Source organism: Cypionkella sp. (genome assembly GCF_034376685.1).
GTDB lineage: Bacteria > Pseudomonadota > Alphaproteobacteria > Rhodobacterales > Rhodobacteraceae > Cypionkella.
The window spans coordinates 27,098-50,374 of record NZ_JAXMJJ010000055.1; the positions used below are offsets into that span (position 1 = coordinate 27,098).

29 protein-coding genes are annotated in these 23,277 nt (G+C 60.8%); 17 read left to right on the forward strand and 12 right to left on the reverse strand.

The features are described 5' to 3' along the window. Positions 1–68: 68 nt before the first annotated feature. Together U1A24_RS11450 and U1A24_RS11455 are read right to left on the reverse strand one after the other, a co-directional pair. Positions 69–587: a hypothetical protein gene (locus U1A24_RS11450; protein WP_322322103.1), complete on the reverse strand. Its 519-nt coding sequence runs from the start codon at positions 585–587 to the stop codon at positions 69–71. Between the two features lie 36 nt (positions 588–623). Then, the gene (locus U1A24_RS11455) at positions 624–1,220 is read right to left on the reverse strand and encodes a riboflavin synthase (protein WP_322322104.1); all 597 of its coding nucleotides are present in this window, start codon (positions 1,218–1,220) and stop codon (positions 624–626) included. 160 nt (positions 1,221–1,380) lie between these two features. Here U1A24_RS11455 and U1A24_RS11460 point away from each other — a divergent pair, with 160 nt between their 5' ends. The 3 genes from U1A24_RS11460 (at position 1,381) to U1A24_RS11470 (ending at position 5,964) form a co-directional block, all read left to right on the forward strand. Further along, positions 1,381–2,670 (forward strand): capsular biosynthesis protein, encoded by a 1,290-nt coding sequence (locus U1A24_RS11460; protein ID WP_322322105.1) that lies wholly within the window; start codon positions 1,381–1,383, stop codon positions 2,668–2,670. An 89-nt stretch (positions 2,671–2,759) separates the two neighbouring features. Beyond that, positions 2,760–3,893 carry a polysaccharide biosynthesis/export family protein gene (locus U1A24_RS11465; protein ID WP_322322106.1) on the forward strand — a complete coding sequence of 378 codons (1,134 nt, stop codon included), beginning with the start codon at positions 2,760–2,762 and terminating at the stop codon, positions 3,891–3,893. A 7-nt stretch (positions 3,894–3,900) separates the two neighbouring features. Beyond that, positions 3,901–5,964 carry a capsular polysaccharide biosynthesis protein gene (locus U1A24_RS11470; protein WP_322322107.1) on the forward strand — a complete coding sequence of 688 codons (2,064 nt, stop codon included), beginning with the start codon at positions 3,901–3,903 and terminating at the stop codon, positions 5,962–5,964. Positions 5,965–5,973: 9 nt separating this feature from the next. Here the strand turns inward: U1A24_RS11470 and U1A24_RS11475 are convergent, their stop codons facing one another. The 3 genes from U1A24_RS11475 to U1A24_RS11485 all read right to left on the reverse strand — a co-directional run bounded on the left by U1A24_RS11475 (position 5,974) and on the right by U1A24_RS11485 (position 7,230). Next, positions 5,974–6,471, reverse strand: coding sequence for a MarR family transcriptional regulator (locus U1A24_RS11475; RefSeq protein WP_322322108.1), 498 nt, complete (start codon positions 6,469–6,471; stop codon positions 5,974–5,976). Positions 6,472–6,559: 88 nt separating this feature from the next. Continuing rightward, entirely contained in the window at positions 6,560–6,832 is a 273-nt protein-coding gene (locus U1A24_RS11480; protein WP_322322109.1) for a succinate dehydrogenase assembly factor 2, read from the reverse strand. Next, positions 6,829–7,230 (reverse strand): helix-turn-helix domain-containing protein, encoded by a 402-nt coding sequence (locus U1A24_RS11485; RefSeq protein ID WP_322322110.1) that lies wholly within the window; start codon positions 7,228–7,230, stop codon positions 6,829–6,831. Before U1A24_RS11485 ends, U1A24_RS11480 begins: the two co-directional genes overlap by 4 nt. A 97-nt stretch (positions 7,231–7,327) precedes the next feature. Between U1A24_RS11485 and U1A24_RS11490 the strand changes: the two genes are divergently transcribed. From U1A24_RS11490 to U1A24_RS11500, 3 genes are read left to right on the forward strand one after another with little or no spacing between them, the layout of a single operon-like run. Then, positions 7,328–8,530, forward strand: coding sequence for a pyridoxal phosphate-dependent aminotransferase (locus tag U1A24_RS11490; RefSeq protein WP_322322111.1), 1,203 nt, complete (start codon positions 7,328–7,330; stop codon positions 8,528–8,530). A gap of 8 nt (positions 8,531–8,538) precedes the next feature. Further along, the gene (locus U1A24_RS11495) at positions 8,539–8,919 is read left to right on the forward strand and encodes a bleomycin resistance protein (RefSeq protein WP_322322112.1); all 381 of its coding nucleotides are present in this window, start codon (positions 8,539–8,541) and stop codon (positions 8,917–8,919) included. Beyond that, positions 8,920–9,333, forward strand: coding sequence for a hypothetical protein (locus U1A24_RS11500; protein ID WP_322322113.1), 414 nt, complete (start codon positions 8,920–8,922; stop codon positions 9,331–9,333). A 13-nt stretch (positions 9,334–9,346) separates the two neighbouring features. Here U1A24_RS11500 and U1A24_RS11505 read toward each other — a convergent pair whose 3' ends face one another. Further along, the gene (locus U1A24_RS11505; protein ID WP_416173488.1) at positions 9,347–10,684 is read right to left on the reverse strand and encodes an MATE family efflux transporter; all 1,338 of its coding nucleotides are present in this window, start codon (positions 10,682–10,684) and stop codon (positions 9,347–9,349) included. Between the two features lie 387 nt (positions 10,685–11,071). Between U1A24_RS11505 and U1A24_RS11510 the strand changes: the two genes are divergently transcribed. From U1A24_RS11510 to U1A24_RS11525, 4 genes are read left to right on the forward strand one after another with little or no spacing between them, the layout of a single operon-like run. Further along, on the forward strand, positions 11,072–11,452 hold the full coding sequence (locus U1A24_RS11510) for a DUF488 domain-containing protein (RefSeq protein WP_322322115.1): 381 nt from the start codon (positions 11,072–11,074) through the stop codon (positions 11,450–11,452). Next, positions 11,445–11,741 (forward strand): nitronate monooxygenase, encoded by a 297-nt coding sequence (locus tag U1A24_RS11515; RefSeq protein ID WP_322322116.1) that lies wholly within the window; start codon positions 11,445–11,447, stop codon positions 11,739–11,741. The genes U1A24_RS11510 and U1A24_RS11515 overlap by 8 nt, the downstream gene beginning before the upstream one ends. Further along, entirely contained in the window at positions 11,738–12,397 is a 660-nt protein-coding gene (locus U1A24_RS11520) for a 5-formyltetrahydrofolate cyclo-ligase (RefSeq protein ID WP_322322117.1), read from the forward strand. The genes U1A24_RS11515 and U1A24_RS11520 overlap by 4 nt, the downstream gene beginning before the upstream one ends. 48 nt (positions 12,398–12,445) lie before the next feature. Next, entirely contained in the window at positions 12,446–12,820 is a 375-nt protein-coding gene (locus U1A24_RS11525; RefSeq protein ID WP_322322118.1) for a DUF393 domain-containing protein, read from the forward strand. A 94-nt stretch (positions 12,821–12,914) separates the two neighbouring features. Here the strand turns inward: U1A24_RS11525 and U1A24_RS11530 are convergent, their stop codons facing one another. Together U1A24_RS11530 and U1A24_RS11535 are read right to left on the reverse strand one after the other, a co-directional pair. Further along, positions 12,915–13,277: a diacylglycerol kinase gene (locus U1A24_RS11530; RefSeq protein WP_322322119.1), complete on the reverse strand. Its 363-nt coding sequence runs from the start codon at positions 13,275–13,277 to the stop codon at positions 12,915–12,917. Positions 13,278–13,331: 54 nt separating this feature from the next. Beyond that, positions 13,332–13,691, reverse strand: coding sequence for a YigZ family protein (locus tag U1A24_RS11535; protein ID WP_322322120.1), 360 nt, complete (start codon positions 13,689–13,691; stop codon positions 13,332–13,334). 170 nt (positions 13,692–13,861) lie between these two features. Here U1A24_RS11535 and aspS point away from each other — a divergent pair, with 170 nt between their 5' ends. The 3 genes from aspS (at position 13,862) to U1A24_RS11550 (ending at position 18,450) form a co-directional block, all read left to right on the forward strand. Further along, on the forward strand, positions 13,862–15,655 hold the full coding sequence (gene aspS / locus U1A24_RS11540) for an aspartate--tRNA ligase (protein ID WP_322322121.1): 1,794 nt from the start codon (positions 13,862–13,864) through the stop codon (positions 15,653–15,655). Between the two features lie 210 nt (positions 15,656–15,865). Further along, positions 15,866–17,221 carry a DUF1800 domain-containing protein gene (locus U1A24_RS11545; protein ID WP_322322122.1) on the forward strand — a complete coding sequence of 452 codons (1,356 nt, stop codon included), beginning with the start codon at positions 15,866–15,868 and terminating at the stop codon, positions 17,219–17,221. A 20-nt stretch (positions 17,222–17,241) separates the two neighbouring features. Beyond that, positions 17,242–18,450 (forward strand): DUF1501 domain-containing protein, encoded by a 1,209-nt coding sequence (locus U1A24_RS11550; RefSeq protein WP_322322123.1) that lies wholly within the window; start codon positions 17,242–17,244, stop codon positions 18,448–18,450. Between the two features lie 59 nt (positions 18,451–18,509). Here U1A24_RS11550 and U1A24_RS11555 read toward each other — a convergent pair whose 3' ends face one another. Beyond that, positions 18,510–19,253 (reverse strand): response regulator, encoded by a 744-nt coding sequence (locus U1A24_RS11555; RefSeq protein ID WP_322322124.1) that lies wholly within the window; start codon positions 19,251–19,253, stop codon positions 18,510–18,512. A 187-nt stretch (positions 19,254–19,440) separates the two neighbouring features. On the opposite strand from U1A24_RS11555, the gene mce reads away from it, so the two are divergent. Both mce and U1A24_RS11565 read left to right on the forward strand, forming a co-directional pair. After that, positions 19,441–19,845 carry a methylmalonyl-CoA epimerase gene (mce, locus tag U1A24_RS11560; RefSeq protein WP_322322125.1) on the forward strand — a complete coding sequence of 135 codons (405 nt, stop codon included), beginning with the start codon at positions 19,441–19,443 and terminating at the stop codon, positions 19,843–19,845. Beyond that, complete coding sequence (locus tag U1A24_RS11565) at positions 19,842–20,117, forward strand: DUF1467 family protein (protein WP_322322126.1); 276 nt, start codon at positions 19,842–19,844, stop codon at positions 20,115–20,117. The genes mce and U1A24_RS11565 overlap by 4 nt, the downstream gene beginning before the upstream one ends. On the opposite strand, the gene U1A24_RS11570 is transcribed toward U1A24_RS11565, so the two are convergent. Continuing rightward, complete coding sequence (locus U1A24_RS11570) at positions 20,111–20,800, reverse strand: EI24 domain-containing protein (protein ID WP_322322127.1); 690 nt, start codon at positions 20,798–20,800, stop codon at positions 20,111–20,113. The two genes, U1A24_RS11565 and U1A24_RS11570, sit on opposite strands and share 7 nt — an antisense overlap. Positions 20,801–20,831: 31 nt before the next feature. Continuing rightward, positions 20,832–21,431 carry a nitroreductase gene (locus tag U1A24_RS11575; RefSeq protein ID WP_322322128.1) on the reverse strand — a complete coding sequence of 200 codons (600 nt, stop codon included), beginning with the start codon at positions 21,429–21,431 and terminating at the stop codon, positions 20,832–20,834. Between the two features lie 90 nt (positions 21,432–21,521). On the opposite strand from U1A24_RS11575, the gene U1A24_RS11580 reads away from it, so the two are divergent. Next, positions 21,522–21,776, forward strand: coding sequence for a DUF167 domain-containing protein (locus tag U1A24_RS11580; protein ID WP_322322129.1), 255 nt, complete (start codon positions 21,522–21,524; stop codon positions 21,774–21,776). On the opposite strand, the gene U1A24_RS11585 is transcribed toward U1A24_RS11580, so the two are convergent. Then, the gene (locus tag U1A24_RS11585) at positions 21,773–22,018 is read right to left on the reverse strand and encodes a hypothetical protein (RefSeq protein WP_322322138.1); all 246 of its coding nucleotides are present in this window, start codon (positions 22,016–22,018) and stop codon (positions 21,773–21,775) included. The genes U1A24_RS11580 and U1A24_RS11585 overlap by 4 nt on opposite strands. Positions 22,019–22,191: 173 nt before the next feature. Here U1A24_RS11585 and U1A24_RS11590 point away from each other — a divergent pair, with 173 nt between their 5' ends. Further along, the gene (locus U1A24_RS11590) at positions 22,192–22,929 is read left to right on the forward strand and encodes a M48 family metalloprotease (RefSeq protein WP_322322130.1); all 738 of its coding nucleotides are present in this window, start codon (positions 22,192–22,194) and stop codon (positions 22,927–22,929) included. Positions 22,930–23,277: the final 348 nt, after the last annotated feature.

Consider the following 23,277-nt stretch of genomic DNA (forward strand, 5'->3'; position numbering starts at 1 on the left):
ATAGCGCCAACGGGGCGCAAAAGCCAGAGCCGCGCGGTTTGCTTTGCTGAACAGATGTTGTGCGAGGCCTATGCCCCTGCGAAGAACCGTTCTGCTGGCAGATAGCCCGCAAGCCGCCCCGCAGCACACCAGTCGCGCTCCAAAGCCAGATCGCCCACCAGCAGCACCCGATCCCCCGGCACCTTGCCCAAAGCCAGCCGGATCGCCGCCCGCGCCTCGGCAAATTTCGCCAGAGCAAAGGGGGCCACATGGGCCTGATCAATCTGCGGATTCACCAGCATGGCCTGTGGCGACAGCGGCGCCACCGCAAGCGCGATCCGGGCGCAATTCATCGCATCCAGTTTGTCCGCCCGGTCCAGTGGCAGTGCCTCGCGCCCCCGCACCAAGCGCAACGCGTTCGATGAAAACAGAAAGGCGATCAGGTCATGCCCCGTCGCCGCCCGAACCGAGGCATAGGTCTTATACTCCAGCCCCAAATCGCGCGCCCGCTTTACCCGCAAACGCACCACTTCAATCGGCAGGGTCGGCAGCAACTGTTCACGCGCGGCCCGCCAGCAATGCGCCCGCCACGCTACGCCAGGCTGCATCGAAGGCCCGCCGTTGTGGCCCAAGCCCGCCACAGCCTACGCCCACTCGCGCAGCCGCGCCACGTAGCGCGCCATGGTGTCGACCTCCAAGTTCACCTTATCGCCAAGCTTGACCTCACCCCAGGTCGTCACCGCTTGGGTATGCGGGATGAAATTGATGCCGAAATCGCAGCCATCCACCTCATTCACCGTCAGCGACGTGCCATTCAACGCGACAGAGCCTTTTGAGGCGATAAACTTCGCCAAAGTCTCTGGCGCGCGGAAGGTCACCCGCACGGACTCACCCTCGGGCACGATCCGCACCACCTCGGCCACTCCATCGACATGGCCCGAGACAATATGCCCGCCCAACTCATCGCCTACCTTCAGCGCCCGCTCTAGGTTCAACCGTTTGCCGATCTTCCACTCCGCCAGATTGGTCTTTGAGACCGATTCCGCTGAAATCTGCACGTCAAACCAGTTGCACGGACTTGTTCCCAGTGCCACCACAGTCAGGCAAACCCCTTCGCAAGAGATCGACGCCCCAATATCCACCCGCGACACATCATAGGCCGTGCCAATCCGTGCCCGCAAATCGCCGCGCTGCTCCAGTTCCAGCACTTCGCCCATATCGGTGACAATTCCGGTAAACATCGCATAGCCCTCATGATTTGCGCCAAAGCTACCGCTTGCGCCGCACCTGTGCAATCGCCTCAAATTCGCCGCGCTTATGCTATAGCGGTTCACAAAGCCGAAATTATCCCCTTCTATATTGGGCACCATCGGCGCATGCAGACTAAAAAGCGCGAGTAATATGTCAGGTTCAGGTCAAGGTCGCCGATTTCTCTTCCTGCAGGGTCCGCACGGGCCCTATTTTCATCGACTGGGCAAAATGCTGACTGCGGCAGGCGCGCAGGTCTGGCGGGTTGGTTTCAACCGCGGCGACCGCGCTTTCTGGCCCTCTGAAGACAGCTACATTGCCTTCAAAGCTACTCTGCAAGACTGGCCGCTCGCCTTCCGCACGGTGATTGAGCAAAAGCAGATCACCGACATTGTACTTTATGGCGACACCCGGCCCATCCACGCCACCGCCGTTGCCGCCGCCCGCGCGGCAGGCATCACAGTGCATGTTTTTGAGGAAGGCTATCTGCGCCCCTATTGGATCAGCTACGAACGCGGTGGCTCCAATGGCAATTCCCGGCTGATGCAAATGTCAGTGCCGCAAATGCAAACGGCGCTGGCGTCTCTGGACATGGAACTCCCCGACGCCCCCGCCCGCTGGGGTGACATGCGCCAGCACATGTTCTGGGGCGCGCTCTATCATTGGTTTGTGATGACCGGATTCTGGGATTATCGCAATTTCAGACCGCATCGTGCCTTGACTGTGCGGCAGGAATTCTGGCTTTATGTCAAACGTCTGGTTCTGCTACCCATCCATCGGTGGGAGCGTATTGCCGCCACGTTCCGCATCAAGCACGGTGGTTTCCCCTATCATCTGGTGCTGTTGCAGTTGGAACATGATGCAAGCTTCCAGATGCATTCACCGTTCAAGACCATGTCCGAATTTCTGGCACTGGTGATGGAGGGCTTTGCCAAAGGTGCAGCCCCCCATCACCATATTGTCTTCAAAGCTCATCCACTGGAAGATGGTCGCGTCCCCGTTGCCCATGAAATCAAGCGCTTGGCGAAGGTTCATGGTGTCGAGACCCGCGTGCATTTTGTGCGTGGCGGCAAACTGGCCGCCCTGCTCAACCACGCCCGCAGCGCGGTCACGGTGAACTCCACCGCTGCCCAACAAGTCTTGTGGCGCGGATTGCCGCTGAAAACCTTCGGTGCGGCGGTCTATGCCAAGCCCGAATTCGTCTCGACCCAAAGCCTGAAAGACTTCTTCACTCTGCCAACCCGCCCTGACAGCCGCGCTTACCGCGACTATCGCCACTATTTGCTGGAAACCAGTCAGGTCCCCGGCGGCTTCTACAGTTCGCGGGGACGGCGTGAATTGCTGCGACAAGTGGTAGATATGATGCTGCAATCTGAAGATCCCTACGACGCGCTGACTTCAGGCAAAGCGGCACCACGGCAACAGTTGCGCGTCGTTAAGTGAACAAAGAAAGCAAGACTGGCATTTTGTTTCGTCTTTCTGTAGCCTTACAGGCAAAACTTGAGGCAAATCCAGTTAAAGGAGCCCGGGCAGTGAAAATTACCGGATCAAGGGGGGCGAAGGCCCTTGCCCTTGTGGCGCTTGTCAGTGCGGTCGGGGCCTGTGGCCTGCCGCGCTCTGGGCCCAACAAGGCAGAAATCTTCAAGGGGTCGGTCCTCAAAGAGGGCGACGCCTTTATCGTGACGGTGAACTCTCGGGTCACCCGCGCCACGGCAGTGACGCCCGCACTGGGGTTCAGCTCGGCCTTCCGCAATGCGGGGGTGGTCGGGTCCGATCAAATTTCGCCCGGTGATGTGCTGGGGTTGACGATCTATGAAAACGTCAAGGATGATCCGCTGCTTGGCAACACCGGCCAGCGCGTTTCGGCCCTGACAGAAATTCAGGTCGATGGTGCGGGTTTTATCTTCGTGCCGTATGCCGGGAAAATCAAAGCGGCGGGCCAGTCGCCTGATGGCTTGCGTGATATCATCACCAAGAAACTCGACACCCAGACCCCGGATCCGCAAGTCTCCGTTCAGCGTCTCGCAGGGGACGGCGCAACCGTTTCGGTGTCTGGTTTTGCAGGGGCCAACGGCGTCTTCCCGATCGAGCGGCCCACGCGCACCCTCTCGGCCATGCTCTCGAAGGCCGGTGGCGTGACGATTGAACCCACTGTCGCCATCGTGCGGGTCACGCGCGGCAGCCAAACCGGCAGAATCTGGCTGGAGGATTTGTTCTCCAACCCTGGCCTCGACATCGCCCTGCGTCCCGGCGACAAGATCACCGTCGAGAAAGACACCCGCTCTTTCGTCGCGATGGGGGCCACGGGGTCGCAGACCAAAGTGCCGTTTGAAACTCAAACCCTCTCGGCGATTGAGGCTTTGGCCACCGTTGGCGGTCTGAACACCAGCACCGCAGACCCGACTGGCGTCTTCGTGTTCCGCAACGAACCTGCCGAGGTTGCCAATTCCGTGCTGGGTCGTCGTGACCTCAAAGGCGATCAGCGCATGGTCTATGTGCTTGATCTGACACAACCAACCGGCATGTTTGAGGCCCGCGATTTCCTGGTCCGCGACGGCGACACCGTTTACGTCACCGAAGCACCCTTCGTGCAGTGGACCAAAACCCTGTCGGCGATTTCGGGCTCGACCACCGCCGCCGACAACATTGCCACCGTGGGGCAATGAGGCGGTCTTGTCCGTAGCCGGAGCCAATACCCAAGCCGCCGGGGCCATCCCCCGGCGGCTTTTTTACTACAACGCCGGGTTTCTGCGCCAAGCCGATTTGCGCCGGATGCTGGCGCTTGCCGGGCACAAGCTGCGCCTTGGTCTGCCCGGACCCGAAGACGGCGTAGTGGTTTGGGGCCGTTCGCCCTATGCGCAGCGCGGTGACGCTATTGCCGCGCGCTACAATGTGCCTTTGATCCGCATAGAGGATGCTTTCCTGCGTTCGATCCGTCCGGGTCGGATGGGCGACCGGCCGCTCGGTTTGCTCATTGACGGCCAAGGAGTGCATTTCGACAGCGCCACACCCTCGACGCTAGAGGCGATCCTCTCAAAACACCCCCTGGATGATTCGAACCTTCTGACTCGCTCACGCGATGGAATTGCCCGGATTCGCGCGCTCGATTTGTCAAAATACAACCTTCATCACATTGACGCCCCCTTACCCACCCCCGGCTATGTGCTGGTGGTGGATCAAACTGTGGGCGATGCCTCGATCCGTCACTCCGGCGCCAATGTCGCACGTTTTGCCGAGATGCTGGCCACTGCGCAAATCGAACACCCCGGCGCCCGCATCGTGATCAAGTCCCATCCCGAGACCCAACTCGGCCTGCGACACGGCCACTACACCACCGCCGACCAAACCGACCTCATCCAGCTTTTGACCACCCCTGTCTCACCTTGGGCGTTGCTGGAAGGCGCCATCGCGGTTTACACCGTATCCTCACAACTGGGGTTTGAGGCGATCCTTGCCGGCCATCGCCCCCGCGTCTTTGGCCAACCGTTCTATGCCGGATGGGGTTTGACCTCTGACGCCTTCCCCATCGACCGTCGCAAACGCAACCTGACAAAAACGCAACTTTTCGCCGCTGCGATGATCCTCGCTCCCACATGGGTTGATCCTTGCCGCAACCGGCTGTGCAGCTTTGAAGAAGCTGTCGATCAACTGGAGGCCGAGGCCCGCGCCTATCGCGAGGATCGTTTCGGTCATGTCGCCATAGGGATGCGCGTCTGGAAGCGCTCGCGCCTACAAGCCGTCTTTGGTCGCGAAAGATCACTGATTTTTCAAGATAATCCAGCCCGCGCCATTGCCAAAGCCCGCGCGACGGACCGCAGTGTTCTGGTCTGGGCAGGCAAAGAACCCGCCGATTTGCCTGCGAACCTGACGATTCACCGCGTCGAAGATGGCTTCCTACGGTCGCGGGGGTTGGGGGCCGAACTGGTGCCCCCCCTCAGCCTCGTCACAGATGACCTTGGGATTTACTACGACCCCACACGCGAAAGTCGTCTTGAACGGCTGATCCAAACCCCGCTGGCTCCTGATGCGGCCCGCCGCACCGAAAAGCTGATCGCGACACTGATCACCGCCCGCCTGTCGAAGTACAACCTTCCCGGCAACCTGCCCGATCTGCCGGAAGGCCTGCGCGTTCTCGTGCCCGGTCAGGTCGAGGATGATGCTTCGATCCGTGTCGGCGCAGGTGACATCCGCACCAATCTCGGCTTGCTGCAAGCAGCCCGTAGCGCGTATCCCGATGCCACACTGATCTACAAACCGCATCCCGATGTTGAAGCAGGTCTGCGCCCTGGTGCGATCCCCGAAATCGCCCTGCGCGGTCTGGCTGACATCATCGCCCACCACGCTGATCCGATCCAACTGATCGAAGCTTGCGATGCGGTCGTCACCATGACCTCGCTTCTTGGGTTCGAGGCCCTGCTGCGCGGCAAGCGCGTTACTTGCCTTGGCGCACCGTTCTATGCCGGTTGGGGGTTGACCCAAGATCTCGGCCCCATTCCAACCAGACGTCAGCGCGCCGCCGATGGCCATCCGCTGCCCCGCCCAAACCTGCTTGCCCTCGCCCATGCCGCCCTGATCGCCTATCCGCGCTATTTTGACCCTGTCAGCCGCAAGCCCTGCCCGCCAGAAGTGGTCGTGCACCGTCTTGCAACAGGCACTGATTCAGCGACAGGATTGGGACTTCGGCTTCTGGCAAAGTTGCAGGGGCGCTTTGCCACTTATTCCCGGTTCTGGCGCTAACCGCAGGTCTTAATAAATATACCGAATCTGCTCTGTCCAATACCGCTCCATCCGCTTCAGCGACTGGTTCATGTTTTCCATGTTATTGGCATCGACCAAGCCCCGCTTCGCCAGCCCCTCGGCATGGCGCTGGAACAGATCGGTCAGCATCCCGCGCACGCGGCGGCCCTTTTCCGTCAAACGCACCCGCACCGAGCGGCGATCAATTTCCGAACGCTGATGGTGCATGTAGCCCAATTCGACCAGTTTTTTCAAATTGTAGGACACGTTGGAGCCTTGGTAATAGCCGCGCGATTTCAACTCGCCTGCCGTCACCTCATTCTCGCCGATGTTGAACAACAACAAAGCCTGAACCGAGTTGATCTCAAGCACCGCCACCCGTTCAAACTCATCTTTGATCACGTCCAAAAGCAGCCGATGCAGTCGCTCCAACAACGCCAGATTGTCGAGATAGCCCGCCATCAACAGCTTTTGCGAGCCGTCCAGCAGGGGGTCATGTAAACTCATTTGTTAACTCCGCGAGCGATGGCACCTGCGGATAGAATCGGCACAAAACAAAAACATATCGTAAACTCGCCTCGATTTTGGCGAAAAGTCACTTCGCTGCTAGGCGCTCCCGAGCATAGACCCCAATTTCAGCAATCAAATCCGTCAGATAGGCTGGCACTGGGTTCTGCCCCAAGATCCAAGGCAGCAGATCCTGATCGTTCTCTTCTAAAAGTTTATCGAAAATAATCAGCCGATCTTTCGACATCGTGGCCAAATGTGCGTCCGCGTAAGGACCCAGAATCAGATCCATCTCTTTCATTCCACGCCGCCAGCTTCGCATGGCCATCCGTTTCAGTTGGGCTTCTTGCGTCTCGCTCATTGTGTCATCCCGCGCAATTCGACTGTCAGTTTCTGCTCGGCTTGCATCAGTTCAACGCCCAATGCCTGCATTTGTCGACGCAAGCGCGCAATATCGGCCAATGCACTGCGTGCGGGCAAGGCGATCGGATCGCGCGCGTCCGGCGCAGCCACGCCTTCTCCCCGCCCCGAAAGTAGCCACATCAGCGAGACATTCAACATCCCCGCCAGCATCTGCAACCGATTGCCGCGCGGCTCCCATTCATCGGCCTCCCAGCTTTTGATTGTGGTGTCGCGCACGCCCAGCCGCTGCGCCAGTTCTGTCTGGCTCATCGCGCAGGATTCGCGCGCGGCCTCCAGCCGGTCGCCAAAGGTTGCGGTGCTTTCGCTATACCAGTCGTCATTGCTGATTTGTGCCATCTTGCCTCTCCGTAAGGTGATATCGCTTGATTGCGTAGGGGGGCCACCATATGGCAGGGAGGCGAAAATTGCAAACCAGCCCTGTGGAGCCCGCCGTATGGCCTTCCTGTCCGACACCCTTGCCCGCGTCAAACCCTCGCCCACCATCGCCGTCACCACCAAAGCACAAGAGCTGAAAGCAGCTGGCCGCGACGTGATCGGCCTTGGTGCAGGCGAGCCGGATTTTGATACGCCCGAGAACATCCGCAACGCCGCCAAGCGCGCCATTGATGCAGGCAAAACCCGCTATACGGCGGTCGATGGCATCCCAGAGCTGAAAAAGGCGATCTGTGAGAAATTCGCCCGCGAGAACGACCTGACCTATGCGCCCAATCAGATCACCGTCGGCACAGGTGGCAAGCAGACGCTGTATAATGCGCTGATGGCGACCTGTAATACCGGCGATGAGGTAATCATTCCCGCGCCCTATTGGGTGTCCTACCCCGATATGGTGCTGCTGGCAGGCGGTACGCCGGTTCCGGTTGTGGCCACAATCGACACTGATTTCAAACTGACCCCGGCGCAGCTAGATGCCGCGATCACCCCCAAAACCAAGTGGTTCATCTTCAACTCGCCTTCGAACCCGACTGGCGCTGGCTATACCCGCGCCGAGTTGCGCGCGCTTTGTGATGTGCTGCTGAAGCACCCGCATGTCTGGATCATGTCCGACGATATGTATGAGCACCTCGTGTTCGACGATTTCGAATTCACTTCCCCGGCGCAGATCGAACCCAAGCTGTACGACCGCACGCTGACCTGCAACGGCGTGTCGAAATCCTACGCGATGACCGGCTGGCGCATTGGCTATGCCGCTGGCCCCGCGCATCTGATCAAGGCCATGGGCACCATCCAGTCGCAATCCACCTCGAACCCCTGCTCGGTCAGCCAATACGCAGCCTTGGAGGCGCTCACCGGCCCGCAAGATTTCCTTGCCCCCAACCGCAAGATCTTTCAGCGCCGCCGCGATCTGGTGGTGTCGATGCTGAACGACGCGAAGGGCATCAAATGCCCGAAACCAGAGGGCGCTTTCTACGTCTATCCCGACATTTCAGGCTGCATCGGCAAAACCAGCCCCGCGGGCACCAAGATCAGCAATGATGAGATCTTTGCAACAGCCCTGCTGGAAGAAACCGGCGTTGCCGTGGTGTTTGGTGCTGCCTTCGGTCTATCGCCAAACTTCCGCGTCAGCTACGCTACCGCTGACGAGGTTCTGCGTGAGGCTTGCACCCGCATCCAGACCTTCTGCGCCTCTTTGACCTGAAGGATCTCATGGCCGACCGGATCACCGCCAATCTGCCAAGCCGCGATTTCGCAGCGACCGAGGCGTTTTATACCCGCCTCGGCTTTCGTACCACTTTCCGCGATGATGGCTGGATGATCCTGCAACGTGGTGGCTTGGTGCTGGAATTCTTCCCGCATCCTGATGTCGACAAATGGTCCAGTTGGTTCTCGGCCTGTGTCCGTGTTGATGACGTGGCAAGCTTGCTCGCTGAATGGCAGCAAGTCGGATTGCCTACCGACCACAAAGCCATCCCGCGCCTCACAGGCATTTTCAAACCCGGCAAGGCCCCCCGGATGTTCGCGCTGGTCGATGAAGATGGCTCGCTTCTGCGCGTGATCGACAACCGTGACGCTGGCGAGGCCGCCTGAATGTCCTCCGATCTGCCAGAATTCTACTTCCGCATACGCGACAACGGTGCTGCCGTGTTCCGCGTAGATACTGAAAACCGGCAGCGCCGCATCGACATGGACGAGATCGCCTTGGTCAACGTCAAGAACGGCAACATCAAGCCGCATGGCGACCACAAACTGACGCGCGAAGAAGTTGCCGTGATCGGACAATGGGTTGCCAAGAGGCAAGCCCTACTGGCCGCCCGCGACGTCGATGACATTCTGCGCGCTGTGGATCACATGAACCTGACGACGCAATGGGTGCAATCCAAGGCCACCGAGGCGCAGCTAGAGGAGGTCACAGACCTGCTGCTGCTGGCGATGCACGACTTGCGCTCGGTTCTGGTGCGCAAGAAGGCCGAGCGTTTGATGAAGGGTGAGGCCGCCGAGTAAGCAGAGGCAACACTCAGCGACGCACCCGGTGCCAAAATCGCCACATCATTGTCACCGCCGCAAACAGCAGCCCAATCACCAGCCCCAGCCACAACCCGATGCCCCCCATCCCGGCGTGGAACGCCAGATAATAGCCGGACGGAATCCCGATCCCCCAATAGCTGATCGCCGCCGCAATCATCGGCACCCGCGTGTCCTTGATCGCGCGCAAAAGCCCCAGCGCCATCACCTGCATCGCATCCGCCATTTGAAACAAGGCGGCCATTGCCAGCAGAGTGACACCGAAGGCAATGATTTCAGCGCTTTGTGGTTTCGTCTCATCCAGAAACAGCGAAATAATCGCCACGGGCAGGCTGAGAAACAGCACGACCATTGCCACACCAAAGCCGAACGACAAGGCAATCGCCACCTTGGCCGCATCACGCAAGCCTTGGGTGTCGCCCGCGCCATCCGCCCGCCCGGCCCGCACTGTCGCGGCATTCGACAGCCCCAGATGCACCATGAACGACAAAGCCGCGACCTCCATGGTGATGCCATGCGCCGCGAGTTCCACCGTACCGATCCAACCCATCATCAGTGCCGTCGCCTGAAACAACCCGCTTTCCGCCAGCGAGGTCACGCCAATCGGCCAGCCCAAGCGGAACACCTGATGCAGCGCCTGCCAATCAGGCCGCCAGAACCGCTGGAACAGCCGAAAATGCCGCAACTCGGGCAACCAGCCCGCGTAAATCGCCAGCAACACGAAGGTCAGCGTCTGCACAAATACCGATGCAATCGCCGCCCCGCGCACACCCAACTCCGGCGCGCCCCAATAGCCAAAGATCAGCATATAGGCCAACACCAGATTGACCCCCACCGCCGCCAGCGTCACCCACAGCACCACCTGCGTGCGCTCCAACGCGGCCAGATAGTTCTTCAACACCATCACCAACAGCGCCGGGATCATCCCCAGCCCCGCGATGCGCAGAAAATCCTGTCCCAGAATCGAGACCTCAGGCCGCTGCCCCAACGACAGTAGCAGCGCCTCAGACCACCAGAAGATCGGATAGCTCAGCAGGCCAAAGCCGATGGAAAGCCACAGCCCCATCCGGGTATCCCGCCGCACTTGGCCTTCGTCTCCGCGCCCCAAGGCCGAGGCGACCATCGGCAGCACCGCCTGCGCAAACCCCGCGCCCAGGATGAAAATCACGAAAAACGTCGAGGTTGCCAGCACCACCGCCGCCAACTCGTTCACCCCATACCAGCCCAAAAGCACGGTATCGGTGACATGCAGCGCCATTTGCGCCAGATGGCTGCCCACCAGCGGCAGGCCCAAAGCCAGCGTCGCGCGGGCATGTGAAAGGTAGGACATTCTTTTGATCATATGCCTGTCCTACAAGCGCAAGATGACCGGAGCAAGACACCCAATCCGCCGCAGCGCAGCGCCAAAGCCTTATGCAAGCACAGCAATTTGCAGTCGCGGTATGGCCAGAAACACCACCCCACCCAGCGAGCTCGCCATCGCCGCCTGCGCCAAAGTTGCGATGATCAGCTCAGATGAGCCCGCAACAGCCCTGCGCTGCCACCGTCTCGACCGTCGAGAACGCCGGAAAGCCCTATTCGGGAATGCGCTCAGACGCATGTCGGCTTTCGCGCTCGGTGGCGGGAAATCGGCATTTACAATGCCGCTTCATAGCCCCTATCCCTAAAGCAAGCCAAGCGCCCGGTCAGCCCAATACCTCATCGCAAGGGGCCACAGATGTTCCCGATCCAGCTCTGCCGCGCTCATGACATCCGCGCTGGAACCGCCACCGTCGGCGCCCGCTTGCTGGTCGACCGCCTCTGGCCGCGCGGCATTGCAAAATCCGATCTGAAGCTTGACGCGTGGCTGAAATCTGCCACCCCCAGCCCAAATCTGCGCGCATGGTTCTGCCACGACCCCGCCAAATGGGCCGATTTCACCACCCATTACCGCGCCGAACTCACCGCCACGCCTGAGCCACTGTCCGAGGCGCTGGAGTGGTGCCGCAAAGGCCCCGTCACCCTGATCTACGCCGCCCGTGACACCGAACACACCCATGCCCTGATCCTGCGGGATGTGCTGATTGAAATCCTAACCTATGAGGCTTCGGATGCCTAACCCCCGGCCCCCGCATCAAAACCTGCGCACCCCCGTCTGCGATCTGCTCGGCTGCGAGCACCCTATCCTGCTCGCGGGCATGGGCGGTGTTGCAAGATCAGAACTTGCCGCGGCTGTTGCAGAGGCAGGTGGCTATGGCATCCTCGGCATGGTTCGCGAATCCCCGAAACTGATCTCGCAGGAAATCGACGCCGTCCGCGCCCGCACCACAAAACCCTTCGCCGTCAACCTGATCCCGGCCGCCACCGCCCCCGTCCTGCTTGCCCGTCTTGTGGGTCCACGCCGATGACCGACAAACCCTATGCCTCGCCCGCCTGCCTTGCGCAGGAATTCGACCCCACCCATGTCGACCCGCAACAAGCCAGCGACGTCGCCCACTGGCGTCGCGCCGCGCGTATCCGCCTGCTGGCCGACCGTGCCGCCCTGCCCGTCGTCACCCGTCAGACAGCCGCCCAATCCATCGCCAGCCATCTCGACCGCCTGCTTGGCCAGCGCTTTGCCAGCCTTGAGGGCCTGATCATCTCTGCCTGGTGGCCGATCAAGGCGGAACTGGACCTGCGCTTCTGGCTTGCCACCCTAGCCGCCAAGGGTGCCACCGCAGCGCTCCCCGTCATTCTTACTCCCAAAGCCCCTCTCGCATTTCGCGCCTGGACGCCCGAAACCCGGATGGAGCGTGGTTTCTGGAACATCCCGACCCCGGCCGACGGCCCCGAGATCACCCCGCACATCACCCTCTCGCCGCTTGTCGGTTGGGATAGTGCCGGTTATCGACTGGGCTACGGCGGCGGCTATTTTGACCGCACGCTTGCCAGCCTTATCCCTTCCCCCATCGCCATCGGCATCGGTCTAACCGCGGCCCACCTGCCGACAATCTTCCCGCAACCCCATGATATCCCCATGGATTACATCCTTACCGAAACCGGCCCACAGCCGCTTCACCCCTGAGACGCAAAGCCACAGCGCGCCCTGCGTGAAACGCGCTATACTGCCGCCATGACCGATGAAACCCGCGTCCTTTACAATGAAACCTGCCCGGTCTGCCGGTTTGAAATTGGCCATTACCGCAAAGCCGCGCTTGCCGAAGACCTGCCGCTGCGCTTCGACGATCTGACTCAAGCAAACGCATGGGGTGTCCCGCCCGAGGCGGCCGCCAAGCGCCTGCATGTGATGCACCAAGGCCAATTGCTCTCGGGCATTCCCGCCTTTCAGATCCTCTGGGCGCAACTGCCGCGCTGGCGCTGGGTCGCCCGCCTGACCGCGCTGCCGCTGATCCATCCTCTCGCCTGTGCGTTCTACGATTATCTAATGGCTCCGATCCTCTACCGCGCCCACAAGCGCCGCGAAGCCGCCAAACACTTGCCGCAATGATCGGACATCCTGCGTTTGCATCGGACCCTGAGCGGCTTTCCGAAATCCGGCCTGATCACCTATGCCGATCAAAGATGCAGGAACTCTGATCGCCCTAGCCGATCAGAATAACCACCCAAGCCACCCCGCCCGCAATTGCCGTCAGCGCCACCGCCGCCGATCCGCAATCCTTCGCCTTTTTGGCGCGGGGATCTTCAGCCTTGGAGATGTAATCCACAACTTCTTCCAGCCCGGTGTTCATCAATTCCGCCGCCAACACCAACAGTCCAAGCGCCAAAATCAAACCGCGCTCGGCGGTCGACAGATCCAATGAAAACGACAACCCCGCCGACAGCACATTCACCACCGTCCATTGCCGCAAAGTCTTTTCCGTGGCCCAGGCCGCCCGCCACCCGTCCCACGACCAGATCACCGTATTGGCAAAACGCAGCGCCTCCGCCTTTAAAATATCCCGCATGGCTCCCCCCATTCAGGGCCCCATCCAAGCGCAAGCCCCCGATTTTAGCAAGCATCACGCCGAGGCGCGCGCCTCAAGATAGGCCCGTACCGCAGTCACCACATGCGCAAAGCGATCCCCGCCCAGATGCACCCCGCCATACCAGCGGGTCACCACCACGATATGGTCGCGCAGCTCCGCCCGCTCCAGCATCTTCATGATCACAGCACCTGCGCCTGCCTCACCATCATCGCCCTTCACAGGCCCTTCGTCCGACAGCACGCAAGCCCAGGTGTTGTGCGTCGCCCTGGCGAATTTCTTGGCGCGCTTCAACTCGGCTAGAAATGCCTCAACCCCGGCGCGGCCCACAACAGACCCGCCTGACACCGCATAGCGCGAGCCACGGTCGCGCAAAACATCGACGATCTGCAACATGCGGTCCTGTTATCCTCTGTGGAAACCCCCGGCAAACCGGAATGGATTCATTCCGGCCCGGATATTTGAGCCAAGATGAAATAGCAAAGCCAATGGGCTTGGGCTTGACTTCACCCGGTCGGCAGAGTGTATCGGGCAAAACCGATCCAGCCTCCGTGAAGGGGAAGTCCATGCACGCCTATCGCAGCCATACTTGCGCCGATCTGAACAAATCTCATGTGGGCAATGACGTCCGCCTTGCGGGCTGGGTGCATCGGGTGCGCGATCACGGCGGGGTGTTGTTCATCGACCTGCGCGACCACTACGGCATCACCCAGGTGATCGCCGACAGCGACAGTCCTGCCTTTGCCGATATGGACAAAGTCCGCGCCGAGTGGGTCGTGCGGATTGATGGCCGGGTGAAGGGCCGCGATGCGTCGCTGGTCAACGCCAAGCTGCCAACGGGTGAGATTGAGGTCTATGCGACTGGCCTGACCGTGCTGGGCGCCGCCGACGATCTGCCGATGCCGGTGTTCGGCGATGTCGACTATCCCGAAGAAACCCGCCTCACCTACCGCTTCCTTGATCTGCGCCGCGAAAAGCTGCACCGCAATATGATGCTGCGCTCGAACGTGGTGCGCTCGATGCGCAACCGGATGTGGGATCAGGGCTTCAACGAATTCCAGACCCCGATCATCACAGCATCTTCGCCTGAAGGTGCGCGCGACTTTCTGGTGCCGTCGCGCCTGCATCCCGGCAAGTTCTACGCCCTGCCGCAAGCGCCGCAGCAGTTCAAACAGCTGATCATGGTGGCGGGGTTTGACCGCTACTTCCAGATCGCGCCCTGCTTCCGCGATGAAGATCCCCGCGCGGATCGCTCGCCGACCGACTTCTATCAGCTTGATATTGAAATGTCTTTTGTCGAACAGGAAGACGTCTTCGCAGCGGTGCAACCGGTTGTGCAGGGCATCTTTGAAGAATTCGCCCCGCACAAGAAAACCTATTCCGACTGGACCAAGATCGCCTACCGCGACAGCCTGAAATGGTATGGCTCGGACAAGCCCGACCTGCGCAACCCGATCAAGATGCAGGACGTGTCGGAGCATTTCGCAGGCTCGGGCTTTGCGATCTTCGCCAAACTTCTGGAGCAGGCAGGCAATGAGGTTCGCGCTATTCCGGCACCGAAAGGGCCAAGCGGCGAGCCGGTAGGGCGTAAATTCTGCGACCGCATGAACGCCTTCGCGCAAAAGGAAGGCCTGCCGGGCATGGGCTATATCTTCTGGCGCGAAGCTGAAGATGGCTCGGGCATGGAAGCCGCCGGCCCCTTGGCGAAAAACATCGGCCCCGAGCGCACCGAAGCCATCCGCGTGCAACTTGGCCTGAACAAGGGCGACGCTGCCTTCTTCCTCGGCGGCAAACCGGAAACCTTTGAAGCCATCGCAGGCCGTGCCCGCAATGAAATCGGCCGCGAGCTTGGCCTGACCGAGCAGAACTGCTTCAAATTCGCCTGGATCGTCGATTTCCCGATGTATGAGAAGACCGACGACGGCAAGATTGATTTCAGCCACAACCCGTTCTCGATGCCGCAAGGCGGGCTTGAGGCGCTGAACGGCGACCCGCTGGAAGTCTATGCTTATCAATACGATCTGGCCTGCAACGGCTACGAATTGATCTCGGGCGGCATCCGCAACCACCGCCCTGAAATCATGTTCAAGGCCTTTGAACTGGCAGGCTACCCGAACTCGGAAGTGGAAAAACGCTTCGGCGGCATGGTCAAAGCCTTCAAATACGGCGCCCCGCCCCACGGCGGTTGCGCCGCTGGCATCGACCGTATTGTCATGCTGTTGGCGGATGAGCCGAACATCCGCGAAGTCATCATGTTCCCGATGAACCAGCGCGCCGAAGATATGCTGATGGGGGCGCCGTCCGAGCCGACCAACGCCCAGATGCGCGAGCTTTCCCTGCGTGTGACGCCGAAAGAGTAACCGCTGAAGCGTGATCTGGATGGCCTGCCCGCGCAGGCCATCCGGCACATAGCGCAGCCTTACAAGCGGCTTTCCGCCCCGTTTTGAGCAAACATCGGCCATCCCGTGCCAACGCAGCATTTTTGACACCAAAACGGTGGTATTCTGCCCGCACATGCCTATTTCATCCCAAAGGCAGGCCTTGGCCGCGTGAATCGGAGTGCGAGAACGATGTCAAAGCTAACGACCCTTGCTGCGATACGTTTTGGCTATGGCCTGCCGCAGGCAAAGGGCGCGCCAGACACACCGGACGCGATTCTGGCAATGTTGGCCGGGCCAGATCGCGCCATGCAAAGCTTGCCGATCCGCGCCTCTGCGGATTTGATCCCGAATATTCAGGAACTACGTCAGATCCAGAAGGCCGGCAAGAAAGCGACCGCCAAAAACCCCAAGCGCGATGCGCTGCTACAGGATTTCACAGTCGCGGCACAACAGGCCACCGTGGTAACCTTCGCCCGCGCGCTGGACAGCGCCGATGGTTTTCGCGAACGCCTGACCACGTTTTGGGCCGATCATTTCTCGGTCATCGCCAAACGCCAACTCGAAGCCCTTTTCCCCTATGCCTTGGTCGACGATGCCATCCGCCCGCATCTGACCGGTAATTTTGCCGATATGCTGACGGCGGCCACGTTGCATCCGGCGATGCTCAGCTATCTGGACCAATCCAGCTCGGTCGGACCGAATTCTCACTTTGGCAAAAACCAGCGCAAAGGCCTGAACGAAAACCTTGCCCGCGAAGTGATCGAGTTGCACAGCATGGGTGTTGGCGCAAAATACAGCCAAACCGATGTCACCGAGATGGCGAAAATCCTTGCAGGTCTGACGATGAATGCCGATTTGCTGATGGAGTTTCAGCCTCGGCGGGCCGAGCCCGGTCCACGCGAATTGCTGGGAAAAACCTATGACGCGGTCGGGCTGGACAACATCCACGCGGCCCTGCGCGATCTGGCCCTCCAGCCCGCAACCGGTCAACATCTGGCGCGCAAACTGGCGGTGCATTTCGTCTCCGACAGCCCCGATGCCAGTCTCGTCAAAGCGATTGCCACAGCCTACAATGGTTCCGGCGGCGATCTTATGGCGACCTATACCGCCATGCTCAATCACCCCGCGGCTTGGGCCGAGGTGACCGAAAAAGCGCGACAACCGTTTGATTTCATGGTCGCCTCTCTGCGCGCTTTGGGTATCAATGGCCAACAGCTTCAAAAAATGCCCTACAAGCAGTTCCGAGGCCAAGTGCTGGCGCCAATGGTGGGCATGGGCCAACCGTTCAAACGCCCCGGCGGGCCGAACGGCTTTGATGAGGCCGCAGAGGAATGGATCACCCCGCAGGGTCTTGCCCGCCGGATCACTTGGGCAATGCGGGTGCCGCCCAGGCTGGTCGAACCTTTGCCTGATCCCGTCACGCTGGCCCAAACCTGCCTTGCTGATCGCGCCAGCGAAGCCCTGCTCTGGGGTGCCGCCCGCGCTGAAGACATCACGCAAGGCGTTGGGCTGGTGTTGGCTTCCGCCGAATTCAACCGCAGATGAGGGCCGCCATGACAGCTTCGATGGACAGACGGAAATTTCTGCGCGGGATGGGGGGTGTTCTGGGTTGCTCGATCGCGGCGCATCCAATGCTCACAACCGTGACGATGGCAGGTGCCAATGGCGGGAAGCCGCTGGGCGATCATCGGTTGATCGTCATCATCCTGCGCGGCGCGATGGACGGCTTGGATGTGGTCCAGCCGCAAGGGGATGCCGACTACGCCGCCCTGCGCCCCACACTTCTGAACCCACAAGCCGCTGACCTCGATGGATTTTTCCGCCTGCACCCGGCCTTTGGCGACCTGATGCCCCTGTGGGGTGCCGGCCAGTTGGGCTTTGTCCATGCCACTTCCACGCCTTACCGTGACAAGCGCAGCCATTTTGTCGGTCAGGACATGCTCGAGGCCGGAACTGGCATGGATGTACCGCTCAATCAGGTCAAGGACGGCTGGCTGAACCGTTTGTTGCAAACCCAAAAAGGCCTGACCTCGGAAACCGCTTATTCCATTGGCCAGATCGCGATGCCGCTGCTGGAAGGCCCCGCCGAGGTGCGCAATTGGTCGCCCGAGACCACGCTGCTGCTGACGCCCCAAGCGCGGCTGTTGTTTGATCGGGTCTACGAATCCGATCCCTTGTTCCATGCCGCATCGCAAGAGGCGATGGAACTGGCAGACGCGGGCAACGGCGACATGGCAATGGCGGCAGACCCGTCGCAGACGCCCGGCCTGAAGGTGCAGGATGTCGAGCAACTGGTGGATTACGCTGCCGGAAAACTGCGGCAAGATGCGCGAATTGCCGCATTCTCGATGTCCGGCTGGGACACCCATCGCGGTCAGGCGGGCGGCCTCTCCAAATCACTGGCCCGGTTGCAATACGCGATCCTGCGGCTTCAAACCGGACTGGGAGAGCAAGTCTGGGGCAAAACCGTGCTGCTGGCGATGACCGAATTTGGTCGCACCGCGCGGGAAAACGGCACAGCGGGCACCGATCACGGCACTGGTGGCGTGATGGTGATGGCGGGTGGGGCGCTGAACGGCGGCAAGGTGTTTGGTGAATGGCCGGGGCTGTCCGAGGCCAATCTTTACGAACGCCGCGATCTGATGCCGACGTCGGACGTGCGGGCCTGGGCCGCCCATGCGATCCAAGGGCTTTATGGCATTGACCAGACCGTGCTGGAAAACACGGTGTTTCCGGGCCTGCAAATGGGCAAAGACCCCCGGATTTTGCTGTAATCAAGCCATAAATCTCGGCCGCGTCTCGACGATCGCGGCCAGTGCAGGGCCTGACTGCGTCACGCAGACTCGGGTTTGGCTGCGAAAGCTGTGGCCAGACTGGCGACATCCAGCCTTTTGTCAATCAAGCCGCGCAGCAGCATCAGATCACCACTGTCTGGCGTGCCCGCATCGCGCGCGGCACGGGCCAAGGCGTTGTCATGGGCGTGACGCGCCACCCCCAGCAGAAACCCCGCCAGATAGCGCCGCCCTGCCGCATCCGGCTCGGTTGAAAGCGCTGCCGCCGCGCGCGAAAGATCATCTTGCAGCGCCAATGGGTCTGGATGAATCGCCGCGTCTTCGATCAGGGCAGGCGCCAGCCCCGGCAGATACCGCCGCAATACGGTGCAAAATGCGGCAAAGCTTTCCAACGGTTTTTCAAGAAACCCCTCCGCCCCCGCAGCCAAAGCCGATCCTCGCCCGTCTGGATTGCCCGAGGTGCCAAGCACCGCCAACGGTCGCTGTCGCGCCATGGCCAACTCTCGGATCAACCCCTCACCCCGGCCATCCGGCAAACCGAGGTCGATAATCACCACATCGGGGCGGTAGACCCGCAAATGCGCCCGCGCGCGCGCCAGCGTATCGGCCCTTCGCAGCCGCGCACCGGCACGCTGGCACATCAACCGCAGCGCCTCGCACGCGTAGCGACTGTCCTCCACCGCCAGAATGGTGACGCCTTGCAACGGCAGCTCTGCCCCCGTTGCAAGGTTTGGCAAGACAAAACCGGGCGGCAGCGGTGGATCATGGGTCAGTGGGCTGGGCATGGCAGACCTGCGGCAAATGCGACCCCGCCATTCATCCACGACTTTGGTTCATAAATCGTAAACACCAAAGCCACCGGAAAGATTTTGAACAAGGCTGTATCTGGCAGGCCTGCGACCGCGCGCCCCCTTGCCCGAACGCCTCCCTGTCGCCATAAGGCCACCATCAGCCTTGCAAGGAGCCTTGCCGATGATTGGCCGCCTGAACCATGTCGCGATTGCCGTGCCGGATTTGACCGCCGCGGCGGATCAATACCGCAACACCTTGGGGGCCAAAGTCGGCGCCCCGCAAGATGAGCCCGATCACGGCGTCACGGTGATCTTCATCGAGTTGCCAAACACCAAGATCGAACTGCTCTACCCCTTGGGTGATGCCAGCCCGATCAAAGGTTTCCTTGAGAAGAACCCCGCAGGCGGCATCCATCATATTTGCTATGAGGTAGATGACATTCTGGCCGCAAGGGACCATCTTCAAGCCAGTGGTGCGCGGGTTCTGGGGTCAGGAGAGCCGAAAATCGGCGCGCATGGCAAGCCGGTGCTGTTCCTGCATCCCAAGGATTTCAACGGCTGTTTGGTGGAACTGGAGCAAACATGACGATCACTGCCGCACTGGTGCTGTTTTCGGTCACCTGGTTCATGGTGTTTTTCTGCGTGCTGCCGATGCGCTTCAAAAGCCAGGCGCAGATGGGTGAGGTTGAGCCCGGCACGCCGCGCTCAGCACCCGCCGAAGCCATGATCAAACCCAAGGCTAAACTGACCACGCTGATTGCGCTTGTGGTGTTTGCCGTGCTCTATTTGCTGATCACCTCGGGCCGCTGGGGCATCGCTGATCTGGATGTGTTCGGGCTTTGGGCCAACCGTTACTGACGGCTCAGTCGATGGAACATATGAGTGAATGTGGCGACGCCAAGCACCGGGATCGCAAGGTTAATCAGCGGGATAGATAAGGGGGCCGCCATCAGAACCCCCGCCATCCAGATCCGCAAACTATAAGCCTTTCGCATTGCGCGTGCGCCCTCCCGCCCCAATCGGCGGGTGGCGACAAGGGTGAAATACTCCCGCCCCAGCAGATAGCCATTCATCCCCCAGAACAGCAGCGGGCTGAACGGCCCCACAAACGGGTAAAGCAGCAGCGCCAACGTGTTCAGCGCCAGCAGAAGGCCGATGAAATTGGCGGTGTCGATCAGTGTATCGCCAAAGCGAGGCCGCGCCACGGGTGGCAGGCTGGGATAGTGCTGATCCTCCACCGCTTGTGCGACATCCTCCAGAAACAGCCCCGAAAACGCCGAGGCGACCGGGATCATCAGAAACACCGACAGCACCGCCATCAGCAGAATCGACCCCCAGCTGAGCAGGGTATCCAAGCCGCCAACCGGGCCGACGAAGGGAATGTCGATGCTGCCGGGGGTGAAGGTCTCGATCACCCACAACAGCGCCGCATAGGCCCCGGTCAGCAGCGCCGCCGCAAGCGCCACCCCCAGCAGCATCACGCGCATGAATCGGCCATCCCCAAGCTGGCTCAATGCCTTGGCGAAATCACTGAAGATCATGCTCTGACACCTCCGGCCGTCCGGCCGCCCATCAGGCCCATGTGATCAGCTTCGCCAGATCGGGGCGCGGGCGATCCGAAATCGGCGTCACAACCGTGCCGATATGCACGATTCCCGCAACCGTTTCATCCCCCACACAGCCAAACGCCTGCGCGGCAAATACCGGGTCATGCGAGGGCCAACCCGACAACCAGTTCGCCCCCCAGCCCTTCGCCAAAGCCGCATTGAGCACGCCAAAGCACAAAGCCCCCGCCGAAAGCATCTGCTCGGACTGTGGAATCTTGTCGCTCGCCTTCGGTGATGAAACCACCACCACCGCCAACTGCCCAAGATCAAACTGCCCGCGCCCCTTGGCGATCTTTTCGTCATCCGCTCCGATGGCCCGCGCCCGCGCTTCGGCCAGATCGGCCAGCCGCAGCATGGCCGCACGATCCAACACCACCAGCCGCCACGGCTCCAACTTGCCATGATCAGGCACACGGGTGGCGGCTGCCAAAATCTCCAGCAGTTCGGCACGCTCTGGCACCGCACCTTTGAACAGCTTGGCCGGGTGCGATTGCCGGGTTTGCAGAAAAGTGAAGGCGTCTTGCGTCAAAGCGTCTTGGGTCAATGTGAAAGCTTCTTGGGTCATAAGGAACTCCTTTGCGCCAGAGGTGGCGCTGTGTGCGCCCCGCGTCAAGTGGGCTTGCCCTTGGCGAGCGCCTTCTGCACTCTGCACTCCATGCAAAAAGGCGCGTGGGCAGAGTTGGCGGTTTCAGGGGCAGAGTTTTCCTGCAAGGTCACACCGCGGGCGCGCCGCAGCACCATCACCCGCGACGGCAGCATGATCAAAATCAGCGTCACCGCGCCACCCGAGGACGGCAAAGCCACCGCCGCCGTGGCCGAGGCGCTGGCGCATGCCCTGGGTGTCGCGAAAACCCGCCTGACCCTGTTGCGCGGCGCAATCTCCCGCGAAAAGGTGTTCCGGCTGGATTAGGGCTGCTTCGGCTCGATCCGGTAGCTGCCCTCCGGCAGATCCAGCGCGGCTGCAAGGTCGCGCAACTGCGCGATGGAAAGCGTGATCGCGACCTCTTCGTCGGTCATCTGATCCATCTGCCGCAACACCACACATTCGGCATAGGCCTCAATGGTGATATCTTCCTGCAACGGGGTATCAGGTTCGCCCTCGTCGACCAGCGTGATCACGGTGGCGTCGAATTCATGCTCGATGGTGAACATCGCAAGGCTCCTCTGCCGGATCAACTTTTGCTCAGATGAGCCCGCATTCCGGTCAGGGTCAAGCATCCGCGCCACATCAAGCGAAAGTGCAGCCAGATCGGGCACAGATGGGGCTATGAAACAGCAACGGGTTTGATATGGGCTGTCTCAGGGCAGTGGTGAAGGCGACAGTGATGAAGCGGCAAGCAGGATGGGTTTTGGTGACGGCGCTGCTGGCGGGCTGCGTACAGCCGGGGATCACCCCGATCCCACCCACCGACAGCGCCGCACAGGTGCTGACCGATGCCTCGCAGACCGGCGGCACGTTGACGTCTCGGGCGGCGGCGGTGAATTTTCTGACCGTGGTGCAGCGGGTGGAACCGGTGGCCGAGGCGTTTTGCCGCTCGAAACATATCGGGCAGCGCTGCGATTTTCAGATCGTGATCGACGACCGGCCCGGCCAGCCCGCCAACGCTTTCCAAACCATCGACAAGGCCGGCAGGCCGATCATCGCTTTTTCGCTGGCGTTGATCGCGGACGCCCGCAACGCCGATGAGATCGCTTTCGTGATGGGCCACGAGGCGGCGCATCACATTCTGGGTCACATTCCCAAGCAGCAGCAATCGGCGCTGTCCGGCGCGATGATGGCGGGGATTTTGGCGGCGGCTTCGGGGGCCGGGCAGGATGAGGTTCAGCAGGCCCAGAAGCTGGGTGCGGGGCTTGCGACGCGGCAATTCTCGAAGGAATATGAGCTGGAGGCCGACGCAATCGGGGCCGAGATTACCTTCCATGCGGGCTATGATCCGGTCATCGGCACCGGCTTTTTTGATCGGCTTCCCGATCCTGGCGATCATTTTCTGGGCACCCACCCCGCCAATCGGCAGCGCAAGGCTTTGGTGGCCGCTGTGGTCGCAAAACTGCGCGGCGTCTAGGCTGTCCACGCGTGGCGCATGATCCGCACCACGCAAGATCAATGGCTTAACGGACATCCGTTCAGGTTTGATTAACCTTTCCGTTGGAGCGTCAACGGTCACACAAGCACGACTCTGCCCGCGTGGCGCTGACGGCAGGACTGGGCAGAAGCCAAAGTTTTCGAGCGGCGCCCACAGGTCCGCGAACGACAATCCCCGGACACGCTTGGCCGCGATGCTGACGTGTGTACCTTTGGATACCGCCAAGGCAACGGAATGTGATAGGATCGGAACCGGACTTGGGCTGGTTCGCTGAAAAACGCTCAAATCTGTCTTTGCCAATGCGCCCCATGGGCGGTTTCGCTCCCG

Bases quoted from the DNA above. Each gene is read 5' to 3' on its own strand.
- U1A24_RS11450 (WP_322322103.1), bottom strand. From the start codon at position 587: ATGCAGCCTGGCGTAGCGTGGCGGGCGCATTGCTGGCGGGCCGCGCGT.
- U1A24_RS11455 (WP_322322104.1), bottom strand. From the start codon at position 1,220: ATGTTTACCGGAATTGTCACCGATATGGGCGAAGTGCTGGAACTGGAG.
- U1A24_RS11460 (WP_322322105.1), top strand. From the start codon at position 1,381: ATGTCAGGTTCAGGTCAAGGTCGCCGATTTCTCTTCCTGCAGGGTCCG.
- U1A24_RS11475 (WP_322322108.1), bottom strand. From the start codon at position 6,471: ATGAGTTTACATGACCCCCTGCTGGACGGCTCGCAAAAGCTGTTGATG.
- U1A24_RS11480 (WP_322322109.1), bottom strand. From the start codon at position 6,832: ATGAGCGAGACGCAAGAAGCCCAACTGAAACGGATGGCCATGCGAAGC.
- U1A24_RS11485 (WP_322322110.1), bottom strand. From the start codon at position 7,230: ATGGCACAAATCAGCAATGACGACTGGTATAGCGAAAGCACCGCAACC.
- U1A24_RS11490 (WP_322322111.1), top strand. From the start codon at position 7,328: ATGGCCTTCCTGTCCGACACCCTTGCCCGCGTCAAACCCTCGCCCACC.
- U1A24_RS11495 (WP_322322112.1), top strand. From the start codon at position 8,539: ATGGCCGACCGGATCACCGCCAATCTGCCAAGCCGCGATTTCGCAGCG.
- U1A24_RS11500 (WP_322322113.1), top strand. From the start codon at position 8,920: ATGTCCTCCGATCTGCCAGAATTCTACTTCCGCATACGCGACAACGGT.
- U1A24_RS11505 (WP_416173488.1), bottom strand. From the start codon at position 10,684: ATGTCCTACCTTTCACATGCCCGCGCGACGCTGGCTTTGGGCCTGCCG.
- U1A24_RS11510 (WP_322322115.1), top strand. From the start codon at position 11,072: ATGTTCCCGATCCAGCTCTGCCGCGCTCATGACATCCGCGCTGGAACC.
- U1A24_RS11515 (WP_322322116.1), top strand. From the start codon at position 11,445: ATGCCTAACCCCCGGCCCCCGCATCAAAACCTGCGCACCCCCGTCTGC.
- U1A24_RS11520 (WP_322322117.1), top strand. From the start codon at position 11,738: ATGACCGACAAACCCTATGCCTCGCCCGCCTGCCTTGCGCAGGAATTC.
- U1A24_RS11525 (WP_322322118.1), top strand. From the start codon at position 12,446: ATGACCGATGAAACCCGCGTCCTTTACAATGAAACCTGCCCGGTCTGC.
- U1A24_RS11530 (WP_322322119.1), bottom strand. From the start codon at position 13,277: ATGCGGGATATTTTAAAGGCGGAGGCGCTGCGTTTTGCCAATACGGTG.
- U1A24_RS11535 (WP_322322120.1), bottom strand. From the start codon at position 13,691: ATGTTGCAGATCGTCGATGTTTTGCGCGACCGTGGCTCGCGCTATGCG.
- aspS (WP_322322121.1), top strand. From the start codon at position 13,862: ATGCACGCCTATCGCAGCCATACTTGCGCCGATCTGAACAAATCTCAT.
- U1A24_RS11545 (WP_322322122.1), top strand. From the start codon at position 15,866: ATGTCAAAGCTAACGACCCTTGCTGCGATACGTTTTGGCTATGGCCTG.
- U1A24_RS11550 (WP_322322123.1), top strand. From the start codon at position 17,242: ATGGACAGACGGAAATTTCTGCGCGGGATGGGGGGTGTTCTGGGTTGC.
- U1A24_RS11555 (WP_322322124.1), bottom strand. From the start codon at position 19,253: ATGCCCAGCCCACTGACCCATGATCCACCGCTGCCGCCCGGTTTTGTC.
- mce (WP_322322125.1), top strand. From the start codon at position 19,441: ATGATTGGCCGCCTGAACCATGTCGCGATTGCCGTGCCGGATTTGACC.
- U1A24_RS11565 (WP_322322126.1), top strand. From the start codon at position 19,842: ATGACGATCACTGCCGCACTGGTGCTGTTTTCGGTCACCTGGTTCATG.
- U1A24_RS11570 (WP_322322127.1), bottom strand. From the start codon at position 20,800: ATGATCTTCAGTGATTTCGCCAAGGCATTGAGCCAGCTTGGGGATGGC.
- U1A24_RS11575 (WP_322322128.1), bottom strand. From the start codon at position 21,431: ATGACCCAAGAAGCTTTCACATTGACCCAAGACGCTTTGACGCAAGAC.
- U1A24_RS11580 (WP_322322129.1), top strand. From the start codon at position 21,522: ATGCAAAAAGGCGCGTGGGCAGAGTTGGCGGTTTCAGGGGCAGAGTTT.
- U1A24_RS11585 (WP_322322138.1), bottom strand. From the start codon at position 22,018: ATGTTCACCATCGAGCATGAATTCGACGCCACCGTGATCACGCTGGTC.
- U1A24_RS11590 (WP_322322130.1), top strand. From the start codon at position 22,192: ATGAAGCGGCAAGCAGGATGGGTTTTGGTGACGGCGCTGCTGGCGGGC.